This is a genomic window from Pseudarthrobacter sp. Pseusp20 (assembly GCF_059492155.1).
This window is the reverse complement of the sequence record NZ_CP168521.1, coordinates 3,105,409-3,128,037: the sequence shown is the minus strand read 5'-3', so window position 1 is coordinate 3,128,037 and position 22,629 is coordinate 3,105,409. Positions and strand designations below refer to the sequence as shown.

Sequence of the window (22,629 nt, the reverse complement as noted above, 5' to 3'; positions counted from 1 at the left end):
CCATGCTGCCGTCCGCTCACGGACCCGTGCAGCCAGTGCTGCCCAAGCCGGGCGAGCGGGGTTCAGCCGTGGTGGACTTCGTCCTGGTTGGCGGGTTGCTGACGATGTTCTTCCTTGCGATTATTCAGCTGACCCTGGTTCTGCATGTCCGGAACACACTTATTGATGCTGCTACCTCTGGTGCCCGGTACGGCACACTCGCTGACCGCAATGCCGCCGACGCGCAAGAGCGGACCCGCAGCCTCATCAGCATGGCCCTGAACGAAGGCTTTGCTGACCAGGTCAGTACGCAGGAAGTAACTGTCCAGGGGATGCGCACCCTGGAAGTGACTGTCCGTTCCCCAATGCCGGTCATCGGTCTGATTGGGCCCCGGGACCTGCTGGAGGTGAAAGGGCATGCGGCTGTCCAGCCTTGATCCGTTCAGCGCCAGCCCGTTGCCCCACCCCGACGGACCACCCCGCGCCAGTGCGCAGTCCTGTTCCAGTGCCCAGTCCCGCTCCAGCGCACAGTCCGGTTCCAATCTGTTCCTGGTCACGGCCCGCGTGGCAGAAGTGCTCTGCAGGGAGCGTGCCGGGGGCACGCACGTGGGCGACCCATCCCACTGCCCCAGGCCTGCTCGCGGGGAGCACCAGCAGCAGGGCTTTGTGCATGAGGAGCAGGGGAGCGGACACGAGCAAGGAAGTGCGGTAGTCGAGTTCACGTTCCTTGCACTTCTGCTGATGGTCCCGCTGGTGTACTTCGTGATCACCGTCGGGCAAATCCAGGGCGGTTCCTTCGCCGTGGTGGGTGCCGCGGACCAGGCGGCCAAGGTTTATGTGGCACAGCCGGATTCCTCCACAGCCCAGGCAGCTGCGGAGCAGGCCGTGGCCCTCGCCCTTTCCGACTTCGGGCACCAGGCAGACAGGGCCCGCATGGCCACGACCTGCAACCCTGCTGACTGCCAGGCCGCCGGAACCACGGTGACTGTCACCGTAAGCCTGAGCGTACCGCTGCCGTTCATTCCATTCGCCGACGGATTATCAGCCACGGAGGTTGAGGCGTCTTCCACCCAATTGGTAGGCCGGTACCGGTGAAACGCGGGGAATCGGACCAGAGCGGCCAGGTCATGGTGATGATTCTCGGCTACATCACCCTGGCACTTCTGGTGGCGACGGTCGTCGTCGGCATATCTGCCGTCTATCTGGAGCACAAGCGCCTGCTGTCCCTGGCAGACGGGGCATCGCTTGCGGCGGCCGACAGCTACACCCTGGGAGAAGTCACATCCCAGGGTGGAAGCCCCTCGGCTGTCCTTAATCCCGCGCGCGTCCGCAATGTAGCTGCCGACTTCGTCTCGAGGAGCCCAGCCTCGCAGCGTTTCTCAGGCCTCGCCGTCGCCGCTACAACGGGTACACCTGACGGCTCCACCGCCGTCGTGGTCCTCACGACAGACGTGCACCCACCTGTGGTGAACTTCCTTGTCCCTGATGGCATCCGAATCGAAGCGACGTCCACCGCCCGCTCACGCCTGACCCGCTGAGTCATGCACCCGCTGAGCCAATGATCCTGGCAGCGCCGGGCCGTACCGCTCCATAGCGTAGGCTTAAACAACCATGGCCAATATTGATTTTTCCGCTGAAATCCGGGCGCTGCGCGCCACCTACGAGTCCATTGAACGCGTCAGCGACGTGGAGACACTCAAGGAAGACATCGCCGAACTCAGCGAGCGGGCAGGGGAGCCGGACCTTTGGGACGACCCCGCGGCCGCGCAGAAAATCACCTCCCGGCTTTCCCACCGCCAGTCCGAACTGGAGCGACTCACCAGCCTGGCATCCCGGATCGACGACCTTGAAGTCCTCGTTGAGCTTGGGCAGGACGAGGACGACGCGGACTCGATGGGGGAGGCCGCGACAGAACTTGAGTCCATTAGGAAAGCCCTCAAGGACCTGGAAGTGGTCACCCTGCTGTCCGGCGAGTACGACGAACGCGAAGCCGTGGTCTCCATCCGCGCCGGCGCGGGAGGTGTGGACGCCGCAGACTTCGCCGAGATGCTGATGCGCATGTACCTCCGGTGGGCCGAGCGGCACGGCTACCCCACCACCGTCATGGACACGTCCTACGCGGAGGAGGCCGGGCTCAAGTCGGCCACCTTCGAGGTGAAGGCTCCCTACGCGTACGGCACGCTCAGCGTGGAAGCCGGAACCCACCGTCTCGTCAGGATCAGCCCGTTCGACAACCAGGGCCGCCGCCAGACGTCCTTTGCCGCCGTGGAAGTCATTCCGCTGATCGAGCAGACGGACTCCATCGACATCCCGGACAACGAAATCAGGGTGGACGTGTTCCGTTCGTCGGGCCCCGGCGGCCAGTCGGTCAACACCACGGACTCCGCCGTCCGCCTCACCCACATCCCGACCGGCACGGTGGTTTCCATGCAAAACGAGAAATCGCAGCTGCAGAACCGCGCCGCCGCCATGCGCGTGCTGCAGTCCCGGCTCCTGCTGCTGAAGAAGGAGCAGGAGGATGCGGAGAAGAAGGCGCTGGCCGGCGATGTTAAAGCTTCGTGGGGTGACCAGATGCGCTCCTACGTTCTGAACCCGTATCAAATGGTGAAGGACCTGCGCACCGAGCACGAAGTGGGCAACACGTCCGCAGTGTTCGACGGCGAGATTGACGACTTCATCGATGCGGGCATCCGCTGGCGTACTGACAACCGCAACGCCGAAAAGTAGGCCTGCCGGCCCCGCCGTCCTGCAGCTGATCCAGCGACACGCCCCCGAAAGCAGGTCGAAGCACGGGGGACCCTGCGTATAGTCGAGGGGCCGGGGCCCTACTTTCCCCAAACGAAAACCCGTGCACCGGCTGCAGAACTGGGCTGCATCACAAGAATCAGCCATGCCCTGCAGGGTACTTAGGGCCATGATCCGATTCGAAAATGTCACCAAGGTTTACGACCAGAAAGCCCGTCCGGCGCTGGACTCTGTCACCCTTGAGATTGACCGCGGCGAATTCGCCTTCCTTGTCGGTGCGTCCGGCTCCGGAAAATCCACCTTCCTCCGCCTGGTGCTGAAGGAAGACCGCGCCACCTCCGGCGCTGTTTACGTGGCGGGCCAAAACGTCGCGAAGATTTCCAGTTGGCGTGTTCCGCGCCTCCGCCGGGGCATCGGCGTCGTGTTCCAGGACTTCCGCCTCCTGCCCCAAAAGAATGTCTTCGCCAACGTGGCGTTCGCCATGCAGGTCATCGGCAAGAGCCGCAGCGTCATCCGCGACACCGTCCCGGAGGTCCTGAAGACCGTCGGCCTCGAAGGCAAGGAACACCGCATGCCGCACGAGCTGTCCGGCGGCGAGCAACAGCGCGTGGCCATCGCGCGTGCCGTGGTCAACCGGCCCGGGATCCTCCTCGCGGACGAACCCACCGGAAACCTGGACCCCACCACGTCCATGGGAATCATGGGCGTCCTGGACAAGATCAACCAGAACGGAACCACCGTGGTGATGGCCACCCACGATGACGACATCGTCAACGAAATGCGCAAACGGGTGGTCGAACTCAGGAACGGCGTGGTGATCCGCGACGAAGCCAAGGCCTTGTACACCTCGATGATTCCCGTCGTCGGCCAGTCCAGGCGCCTTAAGGACGCCAGTGGCAGGGAAACGCCCGACGGCGGCCTGCCGGGCAACGGCGCTGAAGGCGAGGCCCAGCGGTGAGGCTCGCATTCATCCTTTCGGAAATCGGCAGCGGGCTGCGCCGCAACCTTTCCATGGTGGTCTCGGTCATCCTGGTGACGTTCGTGTCCCTCACCTTCGTGGGTGCGGCCGGAATGCTGCAGATGCAGATCAACCAGATGAAGGGCTACTGGTACGACAAGGTCCAGGTGGCGATCTTCCTTTGCAGTGAAGGTTCGACGGCGCCGGGTTGCGCTTCCGGGCCAGTCACCCCTGAGCAGCAACAGGGCTTGAACGCGCTCCTTGAGTCCCCGGCCGTGGCGCAGTACATCAACGACTTTCAGTTCGAGTCCAAGGATGAGGCCTACAAGCACTTCAAGGACCAGTTTTCGAACTCTCCGATCGTCGATTCCGTGACGCCGGACCAGCTGCCCGCATCGTTCCGGATCAACATGAAGGACCCGGAAAAGTACCAGATCATCAGCGAGACGTTTTCCTCCCAGCCAGGCGTGGAAACGGTGATCGACCAGCGCCAGCTCCTCGAACGCCTCTTCTCGGTGATGAACGGTGCGTCCCTTGTGGCGGTCGGCATCGCAGGGGTCATGATCGTCTGCGCCATCCTGCTGATCGCCACCACCATCAGGCTCTCCGCGTTCAGCCGGCGCCGCGAAACCGGAATCATGCGCCTGGTCGGTGCCTCAAAAACCGTGATCCAGCTGCCGTTCATCCTGGAAGGCGTCATAGCAGCCGTCATCGGCGCTGCCCTGGCCTCGGGCACCCTGTGGGCCGTAGCGCAATACTTCCTGGGCGACTATATGTCGCGGCAATACCCGGATACGGCCTTTATCTCATCCGGGCAGACCCTGATCATCGCCCCGGCGCTGATAATCCTTGGCGGATCCTTGGCAGGAATTTCGTCTCTCTTGACCTTACGTAGATATTTGCGCGTTTAGGCTGTGCACACCGCGACCTAGGAATGCCCATGAACCTCATTCACCAAACCTTGCCCAGCCCCCGGCACAGCCGAGGGCGGACCGCTGCCCGCCGTTTGGGGATCGTCAGCGGCGTGCTCACCGTCATCCTTTCGGCCGGGATGGCCCTTGCCACACCCGTCGCTTTCGCCGACGACCTCGAAGACCGCCAAGCCGCGCTCGAGGCCGAAGCCGCACGCGTCCAGGCATCCCTCGAATTCGTCGATTCCCGGATCGCCAAGGCCGCCAGCGACCTGGTGATCTACCAGGGACAGTTGCCCGGTGCCCAGCAGGCACTCCTTGAGGCACAGGGGCGGGTAGCCGGGGCTGTCAAGGAGGTAGAGGCGCTGTCGGCCCGCGTGGACATGGCCCAGCAGAACAAGGCCAAGATCACCCAGCAGCTGGAGACGGACAAGCAAAAGATCGCGGACACCAAGAAACTGATTGGGCAGATCGCCACCCAGGCCTACAAATCCGGCGGCGTTCCTTCGAACCTGTCGCTCTTCTTCGGCTCCAACAGCGGCAGCAGCCTGACCGAAACCATGGACCTTGCGGACCAGGCCATGCGCAGCCAGAACGCAGCCATGGACAAGCTCAGCCAGCAGAACGCCACCAACGTCAACTCCGAAGCGCGCCTGCAAGCTGTCGAAGCTGAGATCAAGGACCTCAAGGCCAAGGCCGACGCCGCCCTGGAGCGGGAGAAGGCCGCCCGCGACGAGGCTGCGGCCAAGAAGGCCCAAGTCGACCAGCTCATTGCGGACACCACCCGCCTCGATGCCGAACTCCAGGCGGCAAAGCCCGGCATCCAGGCCCAGTTGGCCGGCGTCCAGGCCAACCAGAACCAGGTGGCCAACGAGATCGCCGAACGCGACCGCAGGGCCCGTGAAGCTTGGGAAGCCGAGCAGCGCAGGCAGGCGGCTGCTGCTGCCGCTGCGGCGGCCGCGGCCGCGGCCGCCGCAAACCGCCCGGCCCCGCCCGCGCAGCCGTACGTCCCGCCCGCCGCGGGATCGCCGTCGGCGTTTGGCCTCCGCCACCCCTTCGACGGCAGCATCCCCATCACCTCCGGTTTTGGCTACCGCACCACCCCGCCGGGAACCATCGACTTCTATGGCACCGGTGGATACATGCACACCGGAATCGACTTTGGCGCAGCCTGCGGCACGCCCGTGTATGCGGCAGCTGCCGGTGAGGTCTTCAGCTCAGGCTGGAATTCCGCCGATGGTGGCGGTTGGCGCGTCAAGATCGATCACGGCGTGGTGCAGGGCAATACGCTCACCACCATCTACTACCACAACTCCAGCATCGTGGTTTCGAATGGGCAGAGGGTCTCCCAGGGCCAGCTCATTGCCTACTCCGGCAGCACCGGCAACTCCACGGGTTGCCACGCCCACTTCGAAACCTGGCTCAATGGTGCCGCCGTCGACCCCATGGGATTGCTGTAGGGGCGAAGCGCTGCTGCCGTAGACTGGTATAGCTCCGCGCCGCAGGCCCGGAGGCACCCGACCTGAACCCGAGGAGTTTCCCCGTGCCTAAAGAAAGTGGCCGTAAGGTAGTGGCCACCAACCGCAAGGCCCGGCACGATTACCACGTGCTGGACACTTACGAGGCCGGCATCGCGCTGATGGGCACCGAAGTGAAGTCCCTGCGTGAGGGCCACGCCTCCATGGTGGACGGATTCTGCACGTTCTATAACGACGAACTGTGGATGGAAGCCATCCACATTCCCGAATACAACCAGGGCAGTTGGACCAACCACGCGGCACGCCGGCGCCGCAAGCTGCTGCTGCACCGGGAAGAACTCATCAAGATCTCCCACAAGGTCCGGGAGTCCGGCTACACCATTGTTCCCCTCCAGCTGTACTTCGTGGACGGCAAGGCCAAGGTGGAAATCGGTGTTGCCCGCGGCAAGCGCGAATACGACAAGCGGCAGACGCTGCGGGAACAGCAGGACAACCGTGAAGCCCAGCGTGAGATGCGCGAGCGCAACCGGCGCCGGTAGGAATTATTTCCACGGGTCATGCGTTAGTATGGATAGTCCGGCAGGCTTGCCAGCCGGTTTGGTAACAAAATACGGGGATGATCGGTTTCGACGGTGTTAGTCGCGACAGGTGAAGCGGGCCGAGGATGCAGAATTATCTCGTAAACGCTTTCTGCAAACCAATAAGTGCCGAATCTAAGCGCACTGACTTCGCTCTTGCTGCCTAAGCAGTAAGACAGTCCGTCAGCCCGGGGTTGCTATCGCCCCGGATCCTGGCGTCATTTAGATAGCCACTGCTGTTTGCTCCCGTCATCGGAGTAAACGGGACTTTTAGATGACTGGGCCCGGATCAGCCAGCTGTTTGCAGCATGGCTGGGGCCGAGAAAATCCGACGCAAACTGCGCCCGGAGAAGCCCTGACAACACGACATCGGACGGGGGTTCAATTCCCCCCATCTCCACCCACGGGTAAAACACCCCGGTCTTCGGACCGGGGTGTTTTTCTTTGCCCGTCAAGGCAAGGGGACCCGGGCCTAAATGCTCTACCGGGCTGGCCCGGCAAGCCGTTACCTTCGACTGCATGCACAACGATCCACCGCAAACGCCTACCGAAGTCCTGGACGCCGGAGCGTGCTGGGACCTCCTGCGTGGAGTATCCGTCGGCCATTTGGCAGTGCTGGTGAACGGATACCCGGAGGTGTTCCCGGTCAACTACAAAGTGGACCACGAATCGCTGGTCTTCCGGACGGGGGAGGGAACGAAACTGCGCGCAGCAGGCGGGCCGCTCGCCGTCGCCCTGGAAGCCGACGGCCATGATGCCGCCAAAGCATGGAGCGTCCTGGTCAAAGGCAAGGCCGTCATCCTCGAGCCATCGGAGGAACTGATGAAGGGAGCAGGCCTTACCCTGTTTCCCTGGCAGGCCGGTGAAAAGGAGCACTTTGTCCGGATAGTTCCCAACTCCGTAACGGGCAGGCGTTTTTCCATCACGTCCCCGTTGACCTGGTGGAGCCACGTGGGGCACACAGCCGGCGCAAAGACATAGGGTTCCAGTGGCCGCGTCGTGGCCCGGCGGCCGCGCCGGGCCCTAGGGCCCTGTCCGGAATGACCGCTTTGCTGGTACCACTGACCTATGATCGGGTCGCCCACCGCCGCTGCTGCCAAGCCACCCTTTGACGCCGTCATCTTCGACCTGGACGGGGTGGTCACCAATACAGCGCTGGTCCACCAGGCTGCCTGGAAAGATGCGTTCGACCGGATCCTGCGTGACCCAAGAGTCCCTGCCGGCGCCAACCGTGCCCCGCTCAGCAGGAATGACTACCTCACCTTCATCGACGGGATGCCGCGGGAGGAGGGGGTGGTACGGTTCCTGGCTGCCAGGGGAGTGCAGGTTGAGAAGGGAAACGAGACGGACGAAGCCGGCGCATGGACCGGGTTCGGCCTGGGTGCCTGGAAGAACGAACTGTTCCTGAAACACCTCCGGACCGACGGCGTCCAGAGTTACCCAGGCACCCTGGATTTGCTGCAGAGGCTAGCGGGCGCGGCAGTGCCCACTGCTGTGGTCACCTCAAGCCGGAACGCCGGGTTGGTCCTGGAAGCGGCGGGCATCCAGGATCTCTTCAGGGTGGTGCTGGACGGAACGACGGCGGCCCGGCTCGGCCTGCGCGGAAAACCGGCGCCGGACGTCTTTCTTGCGGCCGCATCGCGGCTTGGGGTCTCCCCGCCACATGCGGTGGTGATCGAGGACTCCGCGGCGGGGGTTGAGGCCGGCCGCCGGGGTGACTTCGGCCTCGTTGTCGGAATCGACCGGACCGGCAACCGCCGGCAGCTTGAGGCAGCCGGCGCCCATACCGTCCTCAACGACGTGGGGGAGCTGGATCTGGGCCAGGTCATCGGCAACGCCTGGCACCTCGTCTATGAAGGTTTCGACGCCGCACACGAGGGACACCGGGAAGCCCTGACCACGCTGGGCAATGGTTACATGGGCGTCCGCGGGGCGGCGCCCGAAGGCGGCAGCTTCAGCTACGCGGGCATGTACCTCGCCGGCGTCTACAACCGTGTCCGCGCGGAAGCCGGCGGCGAGACGCTGCTGGAAGAACACATGGTCAACGCCCCCAACTGCCTGCCGCTCGACCTGCGCCTGCCGGGCCAGCAGTGGTGGTCGGAGGGCGGAATGACCTCGGTCCGCGAGCACAGGGTCCTGGACCTCAGACGGGCGGTACTGGAGCGGCGGCTGCTGCTGGAGACAGCCGACCACCGCAGGCTGGAAGTAGTGCAAACCCGTTTCGCGTCCATGGCCGAGCCCCATCTGCTGGTCCTTGAGACGGTTATCACCGCGCTGGGCTGGAGCGGTCAGGTGGAGGTCCGCAGCGGTGTCAACGCCGGGGTCCGCAACGCCAACCTCCCCGAACATGCCCAGGGTTCGGACGTCCACATCGCTGACAGGACAGCCTCCCACCGCTCCATCCCTGAGCCGTCCGCGCTTGCTGCCTCCGTCGTCGAAGTGGAAACTACCCAGAGCCTCATCCGCATCGCCGCGGCCTATCGAACACAGGTATTCCCGGAAGCGGAGGGAGTTGAGGAGGGCAGGAAAGGGGCCTTCCATTTCCAGACTCTTCTGCTGTCCCTCAGTGCCGGCGCCGCGGTGCGGATCACCAAGACGGTGGCAGTGGTGACGTCCCGTGACCGTGCCATATCCTCTCCGGAAGCCGGTGCCCGTGCGGTCCTGGCGCGTATCCCCGGGGACTTCGATTCGCTGCTGACGGCGCACGAGGAAGCGTGGCGGCGCGAGCTGCGGCCGTTCATGGTGGAGATCGATGCCCCGGTCCAGGTGCGCCTTGTCCTGAACCTGCACATATTCCATCTGCTGCAGACACTGACACACCATACGACCGAACTGGATGCCGGCGTGACGGCGCGTGGACTCCACGGCGAGGGCTACCGGGGCCACGTCTTTTGGGATGAGCTGTTCGTCCTGCCGGTACTCGCCTCGAGGACGCCTGAGGTTGCGCGTGCCGTCATCGATTACAGGTGGCGGCGGCTTCCCGCCGCCCGGCATGCCGCGGCCCTGGAAGGTCTGGCAGGGGCGAAATTTCCGTGGCAAAGCGCCAGCGCCGGAACCGAGGAAACGCCCAAATGGTTGTACAACGACAGGTCCGGCAGGTGGGTCAAGGACCACTCGCACCTGCAGGTGCACTCCGGACTTGCTGTCGCGTTCAATGCCTGGCAGTACTTCCAAACCACTGGTAACAAGATCTGGCTCCTGCAAAAGGGGGCGGAACTGGTGATCGAGGTTGCCCGTTTCTTCCGCTCACTGGCGGACTACGACCAGCAGGAGGGCCGGTACCACCTGCGCGGCGTCGTGGGACCGGACGAATACCACACCGGCTATCCCGGCAGCGACGGACCCGGCCTGGACGACAATGCCTACACCAATGTCATGGCGGCATGGGCCTGCTCCACGGCAAGGGGAATCATGGCCTTCCTGCACGGCAGCGAACGTGCCGTACTCATGGAACGCCTGGGTGTCACAGAGGAGGAAACCGCCGGGTGGGCGCACGTGGGATCGGCGATGTACGTCCCCTTTCACGAGGACGGCGTCATTAGCCAGTTCGAGGGCTACGGGTCGTTGAAGGAACTCGACTGGGACCACTACCGGGACAGGTACGGCGACATTGAGCGGCTGGACCTCATCCTCGAGGCCGAAGATGACAGTACCAACTGCTACAAACTGGCAAAGCAGGCCGACGTCCTGATGCTCCCGTACCTGTTGGGGCACGACGGACTGGTCAGCATTCTTCGGCGGCTTCAGTATGCATTCACGGCGGAACACCTCAACAAGACGATCGAGTATTACCTGGCCAGGACGGCGCACGGCTCCACCCTGAGCAGGGTTGCCCACGCGTCCGTCCTTGCGGGCCTGGACGCGGACCGGGCGTGGGACAGTTTCCGGGAAGCGCTCGACGCCGATCTTGACGATACCCAGCACGGCACCACGCGCGCGGGCATCCATTTGGGCGCGATGGCCGGAACCATCGACGTGGTCCAGCGCAGCTTTGCGGGGCTCCGGTTCAGCGGTGACACGATCCTGTTTGCACCCAACCTCCCCACCGGGCTGCGCGCCGTTGCCTTTGAGGTCCTCTACCGGGGACACCGCCTCCGCATACATCTCAAGGACGGGGACATGAGCATCGCCTCTGCTCCCGGTGACGCCGGCCCCATCAAGGTGCAGGTGCATGGCAATGACGAGGTCCTTCCTCCCGGGCAAACCCTCCATTTTCCGTTGCCTGTCCGGGCTTCGGGGGTGGTGGTCCGGTGAAGCGGCTGGGGATCCTCACCAGTGGCGGTGACTGCCCGGGCGTGAACGCGGTCATCCGGGGAGCCGTGCTGGGCGGACACGTTTCGCATGGCTATGGATTCATCGGGTTCCGGGACGGTTGGCGGGGTGTGTTGGAGCAGGACATTTACCCTTTGCCCCGTACGAGTGTCCGTGGGATCGCCCGCCTGGGTGGAACCATCCTGGGCACGTCCCGGACCAACCCGCTGGTGGGCAATGGAATCGAGGGTGTCCGTGCCTGCGTCCGGCACAACGAACTGGACGGCCTGATTGCCATTGGGGGAGAGGGAACACTGGCAGCCGCCCGGGAACTCTGCTCCCAGGGCATCAACGTGGTGGGAGTGCCCAAGACCATCGACAATGACCTCGGCGCCACCGACTACACCTTCGGCTTTGATTCTGCGGTGCAGACCGCCACCGAAGCCATCGACCGGCTCCGGACCACCGGCGAGTCGCACCACCGGTGCATGGTGGCCGAGGTCATGGGCCGCAGTGCGGGCTGGATAGCACTGCATTCCGGGATGGCATCGGGCGCGCACGCCATCCTGATACCTGAACATCCGGTGTCCCTGGACCAAATTTGCTCGTGGGTGCTGTCAGCCCGTGACCGGGGCAGGGCTCCGCTCGTGGTGGTGGCCGAGGCCTTCGCTCCTGAAGGCCACGAAGCACCGTACGCGCCCCGTGGCCTGGATACTTTCGGACGCCCGCGGCTGGGAGGCATCGGACTGCTGCTTGAAGGAGAACTGCAGCTGCGGACCGGCATCGAAACGCGCGCCACCGTCCTGGGTCACATCCAGCGTGGCGGCGAACCCACGGCCTTCGACCGTGTCCTTGCCACCAGGCTGGGCCTGGCCGCCGTCGAATCGGCAGCCGCCGGCAGGTGGGGCACCATGGTTTCGCTGCGCGGCACGGACATTGTCAACGTCGACCTTGAAGAAGCGCTGGGGGAACTGAAGGTGGTCCCTGAAGCGCGGTACCAGGAGGCCGCCGTCCTGTTTGGATGAGAGGCTACTGTTCCGGCCGGACCCGCAGGACTGCCGAACCGGTAATCCTGTCGGCAGCCAGGTCCTCAAGTGCCTTGGCCGCAGCCTGGAACGGGTAGGCCGTGGTGGTGAGGGTAAGCGAAAGCCTGGCTGCGAGAGCCAGGAACTCACGCCCGTCAGCCCGGGTATTGGCTGTCACGCTCCGCACCTGCCGTTCAAAAAAGAGCTCCCTGGTGTAATTGAGGGCCGGGATGTCGCTTAGGTGGATTCCGGCGATGGCAAGCGTTCCGCCCCGGTCCAGGGCGCGCAGCGCAGCCGGGACAAGGTCTCCAACCGGTGCGAAAAGAATGGCGGAATCGAGCGGTACCGGCGGCTGGTCATAAGCGTCCCCCGCATAATCAGCTCCCAACTCCAGGGCGAGCGACCGCGCGCCGTCAGACCGGGTCATGACATACACGGAGGCGCCCTGTTTAAGCGCCAACTGGGCGGTGATGTGGGCAGAGCTGCCAAAGCCGTAAATGCCAAGGCGGCCACCCACGGGAAGGGCGGCGCGCTTCAGCGCGCGGTACCCGATGATGCCCGAACACAGCAGTGGTGCCGCCTGCTCATCCGGGAAGGCTGGAGGTACCGGGTAGGCAAAGTCCTCCGCAACCGTCAAGTACTCGGCATAGCCGCCATCCCTGTCCCAGCCGGTGAAGACGGGCGACTGGCACAGATTTTCATCACCCCGGCGGCAGTAGTCGCACCTGCCGCAAACCCCGCCAAGCCACGCCACACCCACCCTGTCGCCAGTCCTGAACCGGGAGCAGGCAACTCCTGCCTCAACAACCACGCCGATTGCTTCATGCCCGGGCACAGTCTGCGCACGGTGCGGTGCCAGGTCTCCTTCAGCGAGGTGGAGGTCGGTGCGGCAAACACCGCAGACAGTCACTTCCACCAGGAGTTCGTTGGCCGCAGGCGTGGGAGTGGCACGGAGTCCCTGAACCAGCGGGTGGGTGGATATGGGGCCCGGCCCGTTCACCCACCATGCGCGCACGGTGTCTCCTGCCCGTAATTCCTACTCGAAACCGGCGCGGGTTGCGTCGTCCAGCGAGGTTTGCCACAGCAGTGGTGCGTCCACCGTGAAGCGCCTCCCCGTTATTGACTCCGGCGTGATGCGGATGAAGTGCTCCTGCCCCACGCCCTGCCATGGAAACAGCGCCCGCTTGACGTCATCCAGGTCAGGGCCCGTGGGCGTCGCTTCAACAGCCGTGCCTTTGACCACGACGCTCCATGCGAGCCCGAATTGGGAGCTGACCGCATCTGCTTCGAGGGCCACGGTGGCTTCCGACTGGAGGGCCTGGTGCTTGGTACCGCCGCCGGTGCGGAAAACCAGCGTCCTGCCGTCCACCTTGTAATTGACGGGAAAGACATCCGGATGGCCATCGGCGATGACGGCCAGGCGCCCCACCCCGGTCTGGGCGAGGAGCGTCCAGCACTCGTCCGCGTCAAGGATTTCCGGCACAGGCACGTTCGTTTTCTCAGTCATAGGCCACAGCGTAGGCAACTCTCCCGCCTCCCGTAAGGGCATAAAGGCCCGGCCTCCAAGGAAGGACCAATGCCCAAGGAAGGACCAATGGCACTTGGGGTCCGGCCGGCCCAATGGGACGCTGTGGGGACGCCCGGGAAACGCTCATCTTCCGGTGAAAGGTGGCCCATGCTGACCCATCTGTTCCTCAACCGCCTGCTGTGGGCTGTTGCCGGACTGCTGGCGCTCGCCGCTGCGGCAACGGGGCTTTGGCGGCCCGGAATCTACAACAGGGTGGTTGCCGCTGACCTGATCCCCGGCGCCTACTCCCAGGACCTGCTCTCCGTAGCGGCCGGGCTCGCGTTGCTGTACCTGGCCTACGCGGTTGGCCCGCACAGGGCCAAATACCAGATCGTGGCACTGGGGCTCCTTGGCTACCTCTTCTACGCATACGGGATCTACGTCATTGAGCGGACGTACAACGGCCTGTACCTGCTCTACATGGCAGTCTTCGCAGTGTCATTCTGGGCCATGGTCACCGCCGGGGCCACCATGGACCGCGACGCGCCATCCGCCTCCCTTCCCCGTGCACTGAGGCTGGTGTCAGCGGCCGGTGCCATCCTTCAGCCGCTGATCTTCTACCCTCTGTGGATCGGGATGCTCCTGCCCCTGATGCGGAGCGGCGAGCAGATTGACTCCCTCTACTCGATCTTCATCCTGGACCTTTGCTTCATCATGCCCGGGTTCCTGATCCTGTCCTTCCTCACGTACCGGGGCCACCGTACGGGACTGCTGCTTCTCCCGGCCCTGTATGTCCTGGGTTTCACCCTCATTTTCTCCCTGGCGGTGGGTGAACTGGTCAAACCCCTGTTCGGTGCAGAACCAAGCCTGGCCGCCTTGCTGCCCGCCCTTGGGCTCTCGGGGCTCTTCCTGGTGCTCGGAAGCCTGCACATAGCCAAACTCCAGGCACTGGATCCGCCGGCAGCCAGTCCCGCCGGCCCGCAGCCCAACCATCAGCTGTCCGCGCAAGCCGGCGGCGAACGTCGGAGAATCCGTCCCACACAGTAAGGAGAGACACATGAAAGCCCTCGTCTACGGCGGACCGGGTGACAAGTCATGGACTGATGTCCCCGACCCCCGGATCCAGCAACCCGGCGACGTCATCGTCAAGGTCGATACCACCACGATCTGCGGCACCGACCTGCATATCCTCAAAGGTGACGTACCCGCCGTCGAAAAGGGCCGGATCCTGGGACATGAGGCGGTGGGAACCATCGTGGAAACCGGGTCTTCCGTGACCGGCCTGAAGGTGAATGACCGTGTCATCATCTCGTGCATCAAATCCTGCGGCCACTGTGCCAACTGCAAGACCGGACTCTATTCGCACTGCCTGGGAGGCGAAGGCCAGAAAGGCACCGGGTGGATCTTCGGACACCTGATCGACGGGACCCAGGCGGAGTATGTCCGCGTGCCGTACGCCGAAAACTCGCTGCACCTGCTGCCCTCGGGCGTCAGCGACGAACAGGCCGTCATGCTCTCCGATATCCTCCCCACCGGATTCGAAATAGGTGTCCAGTACGGCCGGGTGAAGCCCGGCGACACCGTGGCCGTTGTTGGTGCCGGGCCGGTGGGCCTGGCGGCGATCACCACGGCAGGACTGTACGGCGCAGCGACTGTGGTGGCCATCGACCTGGACGCCAACCGCCTGGCGAAGGCAAGGGAGTTCGGCGCCACGGACACTGTCATTTCCGGCAGCAGTGACTGGAAGGAACAGGTCCTGGCCCTGACCGGCGGACAGGGCGTCGATGTGGCCATCGAAGCTGTTGGCGTGCCGGCAACATTTGGCATGTGCACCGACATAGTGCGGCCGGGTGGATCGGTGGCGAACGTTGGGGTGCACGGAAAACCGGTGGAGCTGCACCTGGAAAACCTGTGGATCCAAAACATCAACATCAGCATGGGGTTGGTGAATACCAACACGACGCCCATGCTGCTCAAGCTTGTGGCCCAGGGAAGATCAGGGCGGAGAAGTTCGCCACGCACCATTTCAGTTTCGACCAGTTCCTTGACGCCTACGACACGTTTTCCCGGGCAGCCGAAACCAAGGCCCTCAAAGTGATCATCACGGCGTGAGAACGCAGGCCGCTACAGCCAGTCGGCGGAAAAATCGACCGGCGGCCACCAGCGGGTCCGCGGCGTGACAGCGAAACGGCGGCCGGTGATATCGGTGGGGGTAATGGCCACCAGGTGGTCCTTGATCCCCGGTTCCCAAGGTTCCCTGTCGGCGTCTTCCTCCGGAAGCTTCATGCTGGCTTCATCGAATGGCTGCGGCCTGCCCTTGGCGACAACGCTCCAGACCTGAGTGGCGTATGGGTTGAGGCCGTCCACCTCCAAGGCGGCAACCGAGCCGCTGAGCAGGGCACGGAGCTTGGTCCCCGGCGCCGTGCGGAACAGCAGGGTGTCACCGGCGACCGAAAAATTCACGGGAAAAATCTCGGGAACGTCACCGTTGATGACCGCCAGCCGCCCGATATAGGAGGACCGAAGGTACCGCCAGCACTCCTCAGCGTTCAGTATTTCCGTTTGAGACCCTGCAGGGGAGTCAGTCATGCTCCGATCCTAAAGCCTTGACAGCCGCACCGCACCGCAATGCCCGCGTTCACCCACGGCGTAGTTCCACCGGGAGTGGACCGTGCCCGGCCATTGTTGTCTCCCGTAAGGACCCGTAAAGGGCATGGATTGCCGGAAGCGGCACCAGACCGGAGGTGCGTCATGGAACAGGCGCGGGAACCCATATCCACCGGAGACGAGGACGTCCTGGACTCGTACTCGCAAACGGTCATGCGTGTCGCGGCAGCGGTTACGCCCCACGTGGCAGCCATCGAGATGACCGCGAATAGGGGCAACGGCAGGGTGAGGGTGGGCGCCGGCTCGGCCGTTCTCTTCACGGAGGACGGATACCTGCTCACCAACTCACACGTCGTGGCAGGCACCCGGCACGGTTTTGCGGTGTTTGGAGACGGGAGCCGGATGGAACTGGAACTGGTGGGAGCCGACCCCCTGTCCGATCTAGCAGTCGTCCACGGTTCGCGGCCCAAGGTGCCACCTGCTCAGTTCGGCGCGGCCGAGACCCTGCGCGTGGGCCAGCTTGTGATTGCCGTCGGAAACCCACTGGGCCTGGCGGGGTCAGTCACCGCGGGCGTGGTCAGCGGTTTGGGCCGGGCCATTCCAGTCTGGGCGGGCGGCAACAGGAGGGTGATCGAGGACGTTATCCAGACGGACGCAGCGCTGAACCCAGGCAACTCCGGTGGAGCGCTGGCGGACACGCACTCCAGGATCGTCGGCATCAACACCGCAGTGGCGGGCGCCGGGCTGGGGCTCGCCATACCAATCAATGCCACCACCCGCAGGATCATCTCCGCGCTCCTGTCAGACGGGAGGGTACGCCGTGCCTACCTGGGCCTTGTCAGCACGCCCATCCAGCTCAACCCCAGCGCTGTGATCCGCAGCGGGCTGCGCGAAGGGCTCCGCGTCGTGGAGGTCCTGCCCGGCTCGCCGGCGGACAAAGCAGGCCTTGCCGCGGGTGACATTATCGTCACCGCCGGAGGCCGTCCCGTCAGCAACGCCGAAAGCCTGCAGCGGCTCCTGTTTTCCGATGCCATCGGCGAGCCGCTGGACGTGAAGGTACTCCGCGACGGCACCGAGCTGCACCTCACCGCCGTCCCGGAAGAAATGACAGGCAACGGCGCAGGATAATGCCCGACGCCGGACCGAAGGTCCCCGGGGCACGTCACCTGGGCGGGCCTAAGGACGGAGCGGAGGCGCTTCCACGTCCGCGATGCCCACGAAACGGGTCCCCACGCCGTCGTACTCGCTGCGGACGCACCCGGGGCGGACGGCGGGAACATCGGAAGGCGCATGATGGCTGCATACCACGTAGGTGAAGTCCGGCCACCACTTCTTGGGCCGGGCCGCCTCCTCATAGCCACAGACGGCGCATTCCAGGTGCACCCACACCGGCCGCTTGCCCGTCCGGTTGGCGCGCGACTGCACCAGCCATGGCGGAGGATTGTCGAGGATGGCGCGGAGTTCGGCCTCCGTCATCCACTTCGGCAGGCCGTGGCGCTGCGCCATCTCAAGGGGAACATCAAGGGTTATTGCGGCGTCGCGTCTGCTGATCATCACCTTCCACCATACGGGAGGCCGCCAAATCGCCGGCCGGGCCCCCAACGGGAACAGCGTCGCTAGGAAGCCAGTGCACTGCCAGCGGCCGCGGCAGCAAAGCCAAGGCCCAGGTTAACCGCCACGTTCAGGGCCGCGGCGCCGAACCGTGCTTCGCTGAGCAGGCGGATGGTGGCGGTGGTCCACGAACTGAAGGTGGTAAGTCCGCCGGCCAGTCCGGTGGCCAAACCCACCTGCCATTCCGCGCCCAGTCCCAGCCCGGCGGTCAGGCCGTGCGCCAGACCGATGATGAAGCAGCCGACGACGTTGACCAGCAGGGTGGCCCAGGGCCAGTGCAACGCCGCACGGCCATCGGTGCGGACGCTGCGGATGCTGCTGTGGTGTGCGAACCAGCTGTCGATCCCGAACCGCAGCAGCGCCCCGGCCACGCCAAACACTCCCACCAGGGCTGCCGTGATCATGCCGGGCCCCGGTTCCGGGCGATGAGCCTTCCGGTGCGCCAGCCCAGGCCTGCCGCCGAAAGGCCGAGCAACAGCGACAAGCCCAGGTAAAGGAGCCATACGGGGTGCTCACCCGCGCGTGCCAACTGGTCGGAGGCGAAAATGACCGCGGAAAAGGTGGTGAAGGAACCCAGCAGGCCCGGCCCGATGCCGGCGCGCAGCCAGAAGGCCGTGTGCGGGCGTGCCATCCAGACGGTGGTCAAAGCCGCGAGGACGAAACTGCCGCTGATGTTGATGCCCAGCGTGGCCCACGGGACCGAACCGGGCGCGTCCGGAAACGCCAGGCCCAGCCCGTAGCGCAGCTCACTGCCGATCAGTCCGCCGGCGGCGACAGCCAGCCAGGCACGGGCGGTGGGCAACGCCACGTCAGAGCCCGTCCAGGGCGCAGCCGGCATGCGGCGCGTCGCTGGAGACCCAGAGCGCCGAGGCGATTTCCTCAGCGAAATCGTACTCACGGGCGCCGCCGGGACCACCGATCCGCACCACCAGGGCTCCGCCGAAAGGCCGCCGTCCCACCACCTCGACGTCCGCATCAAGGTCGATGGCCTGGGCGGCCAGGTAGCGCAGCAGTTCCGGGTTGTCGTCGCTGATCCGGGTGATCCTGCCGGTATGTCCCTGGTCCAGCTCGGCGAGGAGGTGCGCGCGCGGCATCAGCACCTGCCCGTCCGCCGTGGGGATTGGATCGCCGTGCGGGTCACGCTTCGGGTCCCCGAGCTTGGCGGCGACCCGTTCGATGAACGTGTCCGATACGGCGTGTTCGAGTTGTTCAGCCTCATCGTGGACTTCGTCCCAGCTGTATCCGAGCCGCTGGACAAGGTATGTCTCGATCAGCCGGTGGCGCCGGACCATGGACAGCGCCAGCCGCAGGCCGGCCTCGGTCAGCGTGACGGCGCTGTAGGGCTTGTGGTCCACCAGGCCCTGGTCCTTGAGTTTGCGGACCATTTCCGAAACCGAGGAATTTGCCACCCCCAGCCGCTGTGCGAGCTGGGAGGACGTGATGGGCTTGTCCTGCCATTCGGTAAAGGAATAAATGACCTTGACGTAATCCTCGATCGAGGAGGAGGGCGCGCTGGTCTTCACGAATCCAAGCCTACCGGCTCTGCAGGCGCCATACGGGATGCGCCGTCATGCCTTGACGGCCCGCCAAGCCAGGGTGAGGTAGGGAAGGTCGATTTCCTGGTCAGGGGTGTAGGCAAGGTGTTCGTGCAGGTACCAGTCCAGGTTGGCCAGGACCTTGGCCCGCGTTGCCTCGCCGGCCCGGAGGTAGTAGCTGCGGGATTTAGTGAGTTCCATTAGGTCCGTGGTGTCCACTGTGTCCTGCCAGTGGGTGACATGCCCTTCGAGCCCCTGGAACTCCGGGCCGATGACGGGCTTGTGCCCCGGCCGGTAGACGTCGCCTGCGTGCATGATCCGGGAGAGCCGGTGCACCCAGGGCACTGAGGTGTCCAGCTGGTTCCACACCAGGCCGAGGGTTCCGTGCGGGCGCAGCACGCGGGCCAGTTCGGTGCTTGCCGCCAGGGCGTCGCACCAGTGCCACGCCTGGGCTACGGTGACGACGTCGAAGCTGGCGTCGGGCAGGCCTGTCGCCTCGGCAGTCCCCGGCATCGCCGTGGCAGCCGGGTAGTGTTCCGTAAGTTGGGCGAGCATGTCCGCCGAGGGGTCCACGGCCGTGACGTCCAGCCCCATGTCCAGCAGCAGCGCGGTGAACTTTCCGGTACCGGCACCAACGTCGAGGGATTCATGGGCGTCGGCGGGCACCAGCCACCGGGCGGACTCCTCAGGGTAGCCGGGCCGGACGCGCTGGTAGTGCCTGCCGCCGTCCTGGAAGCTCCGGCCCAGTTCCCTGCGCCGCCCGTGATCAAGCTTGGGGCCACCCCGAACCACGCGTGGCCTCCTTCAGCTGACGTCCTGCGGTACCTTTCGAATTTACCGCATTCCCCTGACGCACGGTCAGCCGGCTGAAACAGGAGTGGCCGGTCTCCGGCGTCAGTCGTCGATGCAGGGCGCTGCGCCGGCTGTTCCAGGGGTGTTGGGCGCCCAGTGCGGGTAGGTGCGGGTGTCGTTGGCAGGGACCCAGCGGCCTGCGTCCACCACGTAGTCCCAGCCCAGCCCGTTGCTCCGGAGCGCCTGGATGCCGGCCAGCAGGCGCTCGGCATCTTCCAGGCGCGAACCGACGCCGAAGCTGGCGCGGAGGGAACCGGACGGCAGGCCCAGGCGCTTCAGCAGGGGATGGGCGCAGAAGCGCCCGTCACGCAGGCCCACGCCATGCTCTGCCGAAAGGTACGCCGCCACCAGTCCTGCGTCGTATCCCTCGACGGAGAAGTTGACCACCCCGATGGTGTCCGTTTCGGGGTTGGTGTCCTTGAAGATCTGGTGAACCGTGACGCCGTCGATCCGCTGGAGTCCCTCCACCAGGAAGGAGCGGATAGCGGACTCGTGGGCGTGCCAGCGTTCCTGGTCCAGGCCGGCAATGACCTGCGTGGCGCGGGCCAGCGTGGCGGCCCCCAGGACGTTCGGCGAGCCCCCCTCATGGCGGGCCGGGCCGGTGGCCCAGCTGACGCCGTCGAGCCTGGCTTCCTTGACGGCGCCGCCGCCGGCGAGGTGCGGGACGCCGGCGTCCAGCCAGTCCGGGCGCCCCACCAGGACGCCGGCGCCGAAGGGCGCGTACAGCTTGTGGCCGGAGAAGGCGAGGTAGTCGACGTCATCCGCGCTGATGTCTATGCGGCGGTGCGGCGCGAGCTGGGCCGCATCCACCACGATCCGTGCGCCATGTTCGTGGGCCAGCGCGGCCAGCGCCCGGATGGGGAGGATTTCGCCGGTCACGTTGGAGGCCCCGGTGACCGCGACCAGGCTGACACCGCCCTGTCCAAGCTCGGCACGTACGGCCTCAAGGGTGCCGGTGATGGTGTCGGCGGCGACGATGCTGCGGTGCGGGACGCCCTGCCACGGCAGGAGATTGGCGTGGTGTTCGATGTCCAGGTACAGCACTTCGCCGTCGTGGCGGCCATCGGTCACGGGAAGGCAGCCGGCCAGCAGGTTCAGCGAATCCGTCGTGTTGCGGGTGAAGATGACCGAATCATCCGGGCGGCCGCCCACGAAATCCCTGACGATGCTGCGCGCGTTCTCGTACACGGAGGTGCTGATCTGGGATGCGTATCCTGCCCCGCGGTGGACGCTGGCGTAGTAGGGGAGGATCTCATTCAGGTAAGCGGACACTACGGACAGTGCCGGGGCGGAGGCGCCGTAATCGAGGTTGGCGTACCGCACGTGGCCGCCCGAAATCAGGGGCGCCTGGATTTCGGCGCCGGTGACGGCAGCGAGCGGCCGGCCGGCTGCGGCGTGGCGTGCATGGGGGACGGCAGCTTCGGCAATGACGGGCTGGGGGGAGACGGTGGCAGTTGTCACAGAGACCTCACTTGGTACAGGACTCCGGCATAGTGGAATCCGCGCTTGCCGCATCCGCTCCGGACCGGCCTGGTCGTCACCCGGGGCACCCCACCGCGAATGGAGGGTTGCCGGCCAGCAAACCGGGGTTTTGCGCTGGCACTCGTGACCTGCATAAAAGCGTAGGACATGGGGCGGCCAGGACTGAAGCCGCGGCAATTGTTAAGGGCTTTGTTACGCGCCGCCGAATAAACGACGCCGGGCACCTGCCTTGGGAGGTGTCCGGCGTCGCATTATTCGTTCAAACGTGGAAAGCGCGTGAGTTACAGCAGATCGTCCAGGTACGGGTTCAATCGGTGCAGGACCTCCGAGTGCAGGATTGAGTTTGTGGCCAGGGCGTTCCCGCCGAACGGGCCGTCCTCGCCTTCCAGGGATGTGAACCGGCCGCCGGCCTCCACCACGATCGGCACCAGGGCAGCCATGTCATAGAGGTTCAGCTCGGGTTCGCAGGCGATGTCCACGGAGCCCTCGGCCACCATGCAATACGACCAGAAATCCCCGTAGGCCCGGGTCCGCCAAACGTCCTCGGTAAGGCCGAGGAACTCGTCAAGGTTTCCGCGTTCCTTCCACCCGCCCAGGCTGGAGTAGGAGAGGGAGGCGTCGGAAAGCTTCGACACGTTGGACACGCGGAGGCGGGTGGCGGCGGCAAGGGACCTGCCCATGTACGCGCCCATGCCTTTCGCCGCCCACCAGCGCTTGCCCAGGGCCGGGGCGCTGACGACGCCCACCACCGGTTCGCCCTCATCCACGAGGGCGATCAGCGTGGCCCATACGGGAACGCCGCGGACAAAGTTCTTGGTTCCGTCAATGGGGTCGATGATCCAGCGCCGGGAACCGTGGCCGGTGCTGCCGAATTCCTCGCCCAGGACGGCGTCGCGGGGGCGTGAACGGGAGAGCTGGCCCCGGATGGCTTCCTCGGCGGCCTTGTCCGCGTCGGTGACCGGCGTCAGGTCCGGCTTGGTCTCAACGTGGAGGTCCAGGGCCTTGAAGCGGCTCATGGTCTGGTCATCCACGGAGTCGGCCAGGACATGGGCCAGGCGCAGGTCATCGTTGTAGCTCGAAGCGGGTTGGATCATGGTTCCAAACTACCGT

At 65.1% G+C, this 22,629-nt stretch carries 23 protein-coding genes, 1 other RNA gene, 1 pseudogene and 1 riboswitch; of the genes and pseudogenes, 15 read left to right on the top strand and 10 right to left on the bottom strand.

What is annotated here, in order from left to right:
* The first annotated feature begins 2 nt into the window (after window positions 1-2).
* The 12 genes from ACEN9K_RS14455 to ACEN9K_RS14400 all read left to right on the top strand — a co-directional run bounded on the left by ACEN9K_RS14455 (window position 3) and on the right by ACEN9K_RS14400 (window position 11,925).
* On the top strand, window positions 3-416 hold the full coding sequence (locus tag ACEN9K_RS14455; protein ID WP_495634583.1) for a TadE family protein: 414 nt from the start codon (window positions 3-5) through the stop codon (window positions 414-416).
* On the top strand, window positions 397-1,074 hold the full coding sequence (locus ACEN9K_RS14450; protein ID WP_488315898.1) for a hypothetical protein: 678 nt from the start codon (window positions 397-399) through the stop codon (window positions 1,072-1,074). The genes ACEN9K_RS14455 and ACEN9K_RS14450 overlap by 20 nt, the downstream gene beginning before the upstream one ends.
* Complete coding sequence (locus ACEN9K_RS14445; protein ID WP_495634582.1) at window positions 1,071-1,517, top strand: Tad domain-containing protein; 447 nt, start codon at window positions 1,071-1,073, stop codon at window positions 1,515-1,517. The genes ACEN9K_RS14450 and ACEN9K_RS14445 overlap by 4 nt, the downstream gene beginning before the upstream one ends.
* 73 nt (window positions 1,518-1,590) lie before the next feature.
* Window positions 1,591-2,706 carry a peptide chain release factor 2 gene (prfB, locus tag ACEN9K_RS14440; protein WP_018768471.1) on the top strand — a complete coding sequence of 372 codons (1,116 nt, stop codon included), beginning with the start codon at window positions 1,591-1,593 and terminating at the stop codon, window positions 2,704-2,706.
* 187 nt (window positions 2,707-2,893) lie between these two features.
* Window positions 2,894-3,682 carry a cell division ATP-binding protein FtsE gene (ftsE, locus tag ACEN9K_RS14435; RefSeq protein WP_018768470.1) on the top strand — a complete coding sequence of 263 codons (789 nt, stop codon included), beginning with the start codon at window positions 2,894-2,896 and terminating at the stop codon, window positions 3,680-3,682.
* Complete coding sequence (ftsX, locus tag ACEN9K_RS14430) at window positions 3,679-4,593, top strand: permease-like cell division protein FtsX (protein ID WP_018768469.1); 915 nt, start codon at window positions 3,679-3,681, stop codon at window positions 4,591-4,593. The genes ftsE and ftsX overlap by 4 nt, the downstream gene beginning before the upstream one ends.
* A gap of 29 nt (window positions 4,594-4,622) precedes the next feature.
* A complete protein-coding gene (locus ACEN9K_RS14425) occupies window positions 4,623-6,053 on the top strand; it encodes a peptidoglycan DD-metalloendopeptidase family protein (protein ID WP_495634581.1) in 1,431 nt (476 codons plus the stop codon).
* An 83-nt stretch (window positions 6,054-6,136) separates the two neighbouring features.
* Window positions 6,137-6,610: an SsrA-binding protein SmpB gene (gene smpB / locus ACEN9K_RS14420; RefSeq protein ID WP_009356865.1), complete on the top strand. Its 474-nt coding sequence runs from the start codon at window positions 6,137-6,139 to the stop codon at window positions 6,608-6,610.
* Between the two features lie 73 nt (window positions 6,611-6,683).
* Window positions 6,684-7,052, top strand: a transfer-messenger RNA (tmRNA) gene (ssrA, locus tag ACEN9K_RS14415).
* Window positions 7,053-7,168: 116 nt separating this feature from the next.
* A complete protein-coding gene (locus ACEN9K_RS14410; RefSeq protein ID WP_495634580.1) occupies window positions 7,169-7,630 on the top strand; it encodes a pyridoxamine 5'-phosphate oxidase family protein in 462 nt (153 codons plus the stop codon).
* 87 nt (window positions 7,631-7,717) lie between these two features.
* The gene (locus ACEN9K_RS14405; protein WP_495634579.1) at window positions 7,718-10,903 is read left to right on the top strand and encodes an HAD-IA family hydrolase; all 3,186 of its coding nucleotides are present in this window, start codon (window positions 7,718-7,720) and stop codon (window positions 10,901-10,903) included.
* Window positions 10,900-11,925: an ATP-dependent 6-phosphofructokinase gene (locus ACEN9K_RS14400; protein WP_018768464.1), complete on the top strand. Its 1,026-nt coding sequence runs from the start codon at window positions 10,900-10,902 to the stop codon at window positions 11,923-11,925. Before ACEN9K_RS14405 ends, ACEN9K_RS14400 begins: the two co-directional genes overlap by 4 nt.
* 4 nt (window positions 11,926-11,929) lie before the next feature.
* Here ACEN9K_RS14400 and ACEN9K_RS14395 read toward each other — a convergent pair whose 3' ends face one another.
* Both ACEN9K_RS14395 and ACEN9K_RS14390 read right to left on the bottom strand, forming a co-directional pair.
* Window positions 11,930-12,940 carry a zinc-dependent alcohol dehydrogenase family protein gene (locus ACEN9K_RS14395; RefSeq protein WP_478223201.1) on the bottom strand — a complete coding sequence of 337 codons (1,011 nt, stop codon included), beginning with the start codon at window positions 12,938-12,940 and terminating at the stop codon, window positions 11,930-11,932.
* Between the two features lie 21 nt (window positions 12,941-12,961).
* A complete protein-coding gene (locus ACEN9K_RS14390; RefSeq protein WP_018768462.1) occupies window positions 12,962-13,432 on the bottom strand; it encodes a pyridoxamine 5'-phosphate oxidase family protein in 471 nt (156 codons plus the stop codon).
* Between the two features lie 168 nt (window positions 13,433-13,600).
* Between ACEN9K_RS14390 and ACEN9K_RS14385 the strand changes: the two genes are divergently transcribed.
* Both ACEN9K_RS14385 and ACEN9K_RS14380 read left to right on the top strand, forming a co-directional pair.
* Window positions 13,601-14,479 (top strand): hypothetical protein, encoded by an 879-nt coding sequence (locus tag ACEN9K_RS14385; protein WP_134163821.1) that lies wholly within the window; start codon window positions 13,601-13,603, stop codon window positions 14,477-14,479.
* Between the two features lie 10 nt (window positions 14,480-14,489).
* Window positions 14,490-15,544 (top strand): annotated as a pseudogene (locus ACEN9K_RS14380) (zinc-dependent alcohol dehydrogenase family protein).
* 12 nt (window positions 15,545-15,556) lie between these two features.
* Here ACEN9K_RS14380 and ACEN9K_RS14375 read toward each other — a convergent pair.
* On the bottom strand, window positions 15,557-16,021 hold the full coding sequence (locus tag ACEN9K_RS14375; RefSeq protein WP_018768459.1) for a pyridoxamine 5'-phosphate oxidase family protein: 465 nt from the start codon (window positions 16,019-16,021) through the stop codon (window positions 15,557-15,559).
* Between the two features lie 162 nt (window positions 16,022-16,183).
* On the opposite strand from ACEN9K_RS14375, the gene ACEN9K_RS14370 reads away from it, so the two are divergent.
* A complete protein-coding gene (locus tag ACEN9K_RS14370) occupies window positions 16,184-17,167 on the top strand; it encodes a S1C family serine protease (protein ID WP_056388045.1) in 984 nt (327 codons plus the stop codon).
* A 48-nt stretch (window positions 17,168-17,215) separates the two neighbouring features.
* Here the strand turns inward: ACEN9K_RS14370 and ACEN9K_RS14365 are convergent, their stop codons facing one another.
* From ACEN9K_RS14365 to hisN, 7 genes are all read right to left on the bottom strand, one after another.
* Window positions 17,216-17,593: a hypothetical protein gene (locus ACEN9K_RS14365; RefSeq protein ID WP_134163823.1), complete on the bottom strand. Its 378-nt coding sequence runs from the start codon at window positions 17,591-17,593 to the stop codon at window positions 17,216-17,218.
* 62 nt (window positions 17,594-17,655) lie between these two features.
* Window positions 17,656-18,054 (bottom strand): fluoride efflux transporter FluC, encoded by a 399-nt coding sequence (locus ACEN9K_RS14360; RefSeq protein ID WP_056388044.1) that lies wholly within the window; start codon window positions 18,052-18,054, stop codon window positions 17,656-17,658.
* A complete protein-coding gene (locus ACEN9K_RS14355; RefSeq protein ID WP_134163824.1) occupies window positions 18,051-18,488 on the bottom strand; it encodes a fluoride efflux transporter FluC in 438 nt (145 codons plus the stop codon). The genes ACEN9K_RS14360 and ACEN9K_RS14355 overlap by 4 nt, the downstream gene beginning before the upstream one ends.
* A complete protein-coding gene (locus tag ACEN9K_RS14350; RefSeq protein ID WP_018768454.1) occupies window positions 18,460-19,173 on the bottom strand; it encodes a metal-dependent transcriptional regulator in 714 nt (237 codons plus the stop codon). Before ACEN9K_RS14350 ends, ACEN9K_RS14355 begins: the two co-directional genes overlap by 29 nt.
* A gap of 45 nt (window positions 19,174-19,218) precedes the next feature.
* Window positions 19,219-19,977: a class I SAM-dependent methyltransferase gene (locus ACEN9K_RS14345; RefSeq protein ID WP_495634578.1), complete on the bottom strand. Its 759-nt coding sequence runs from the start codon at window positions 19,975-19,977 to the stop codon at window positions 19,219-19,221.
* Between the two features lie 102 nt (window positions 19,978-20,079).
* On the bottom strand, window positions 20,080-21,498 hold the full coding sequence (locus tag ACEN9K_RS14340; RefSeq protein WP_478223205.1) for an aminotransferase class V-fold PLP-dependent enzyme: 1,419 nt from the start codon (window positions 21,496-21,498) through the stop codon (window positions 20,080-20,082).
* 36 nt (window positions 21,499-21,534) lie between these two features.
* Window positions 21,535-21,648: riboswitch (SAM riboswitch) on the bottom strand.
* 152 nt (window positions 21,649-21,800) lie between these two features.
* On the bottom strand, window positions 21,801-22,613 hold the full coding sequence (gene hisN, locus ACEN9K_RS14335; RefSeq protein WP_018768451.1) for a histidinol-phosphatase: 813 nt from the start codon (window positions 22,611-22,613) through the stop codon (window positions 21,801-21,803).
* Between the last annotated feature and the right edge of the window lie 16 nt (window positions 22,614-22,629).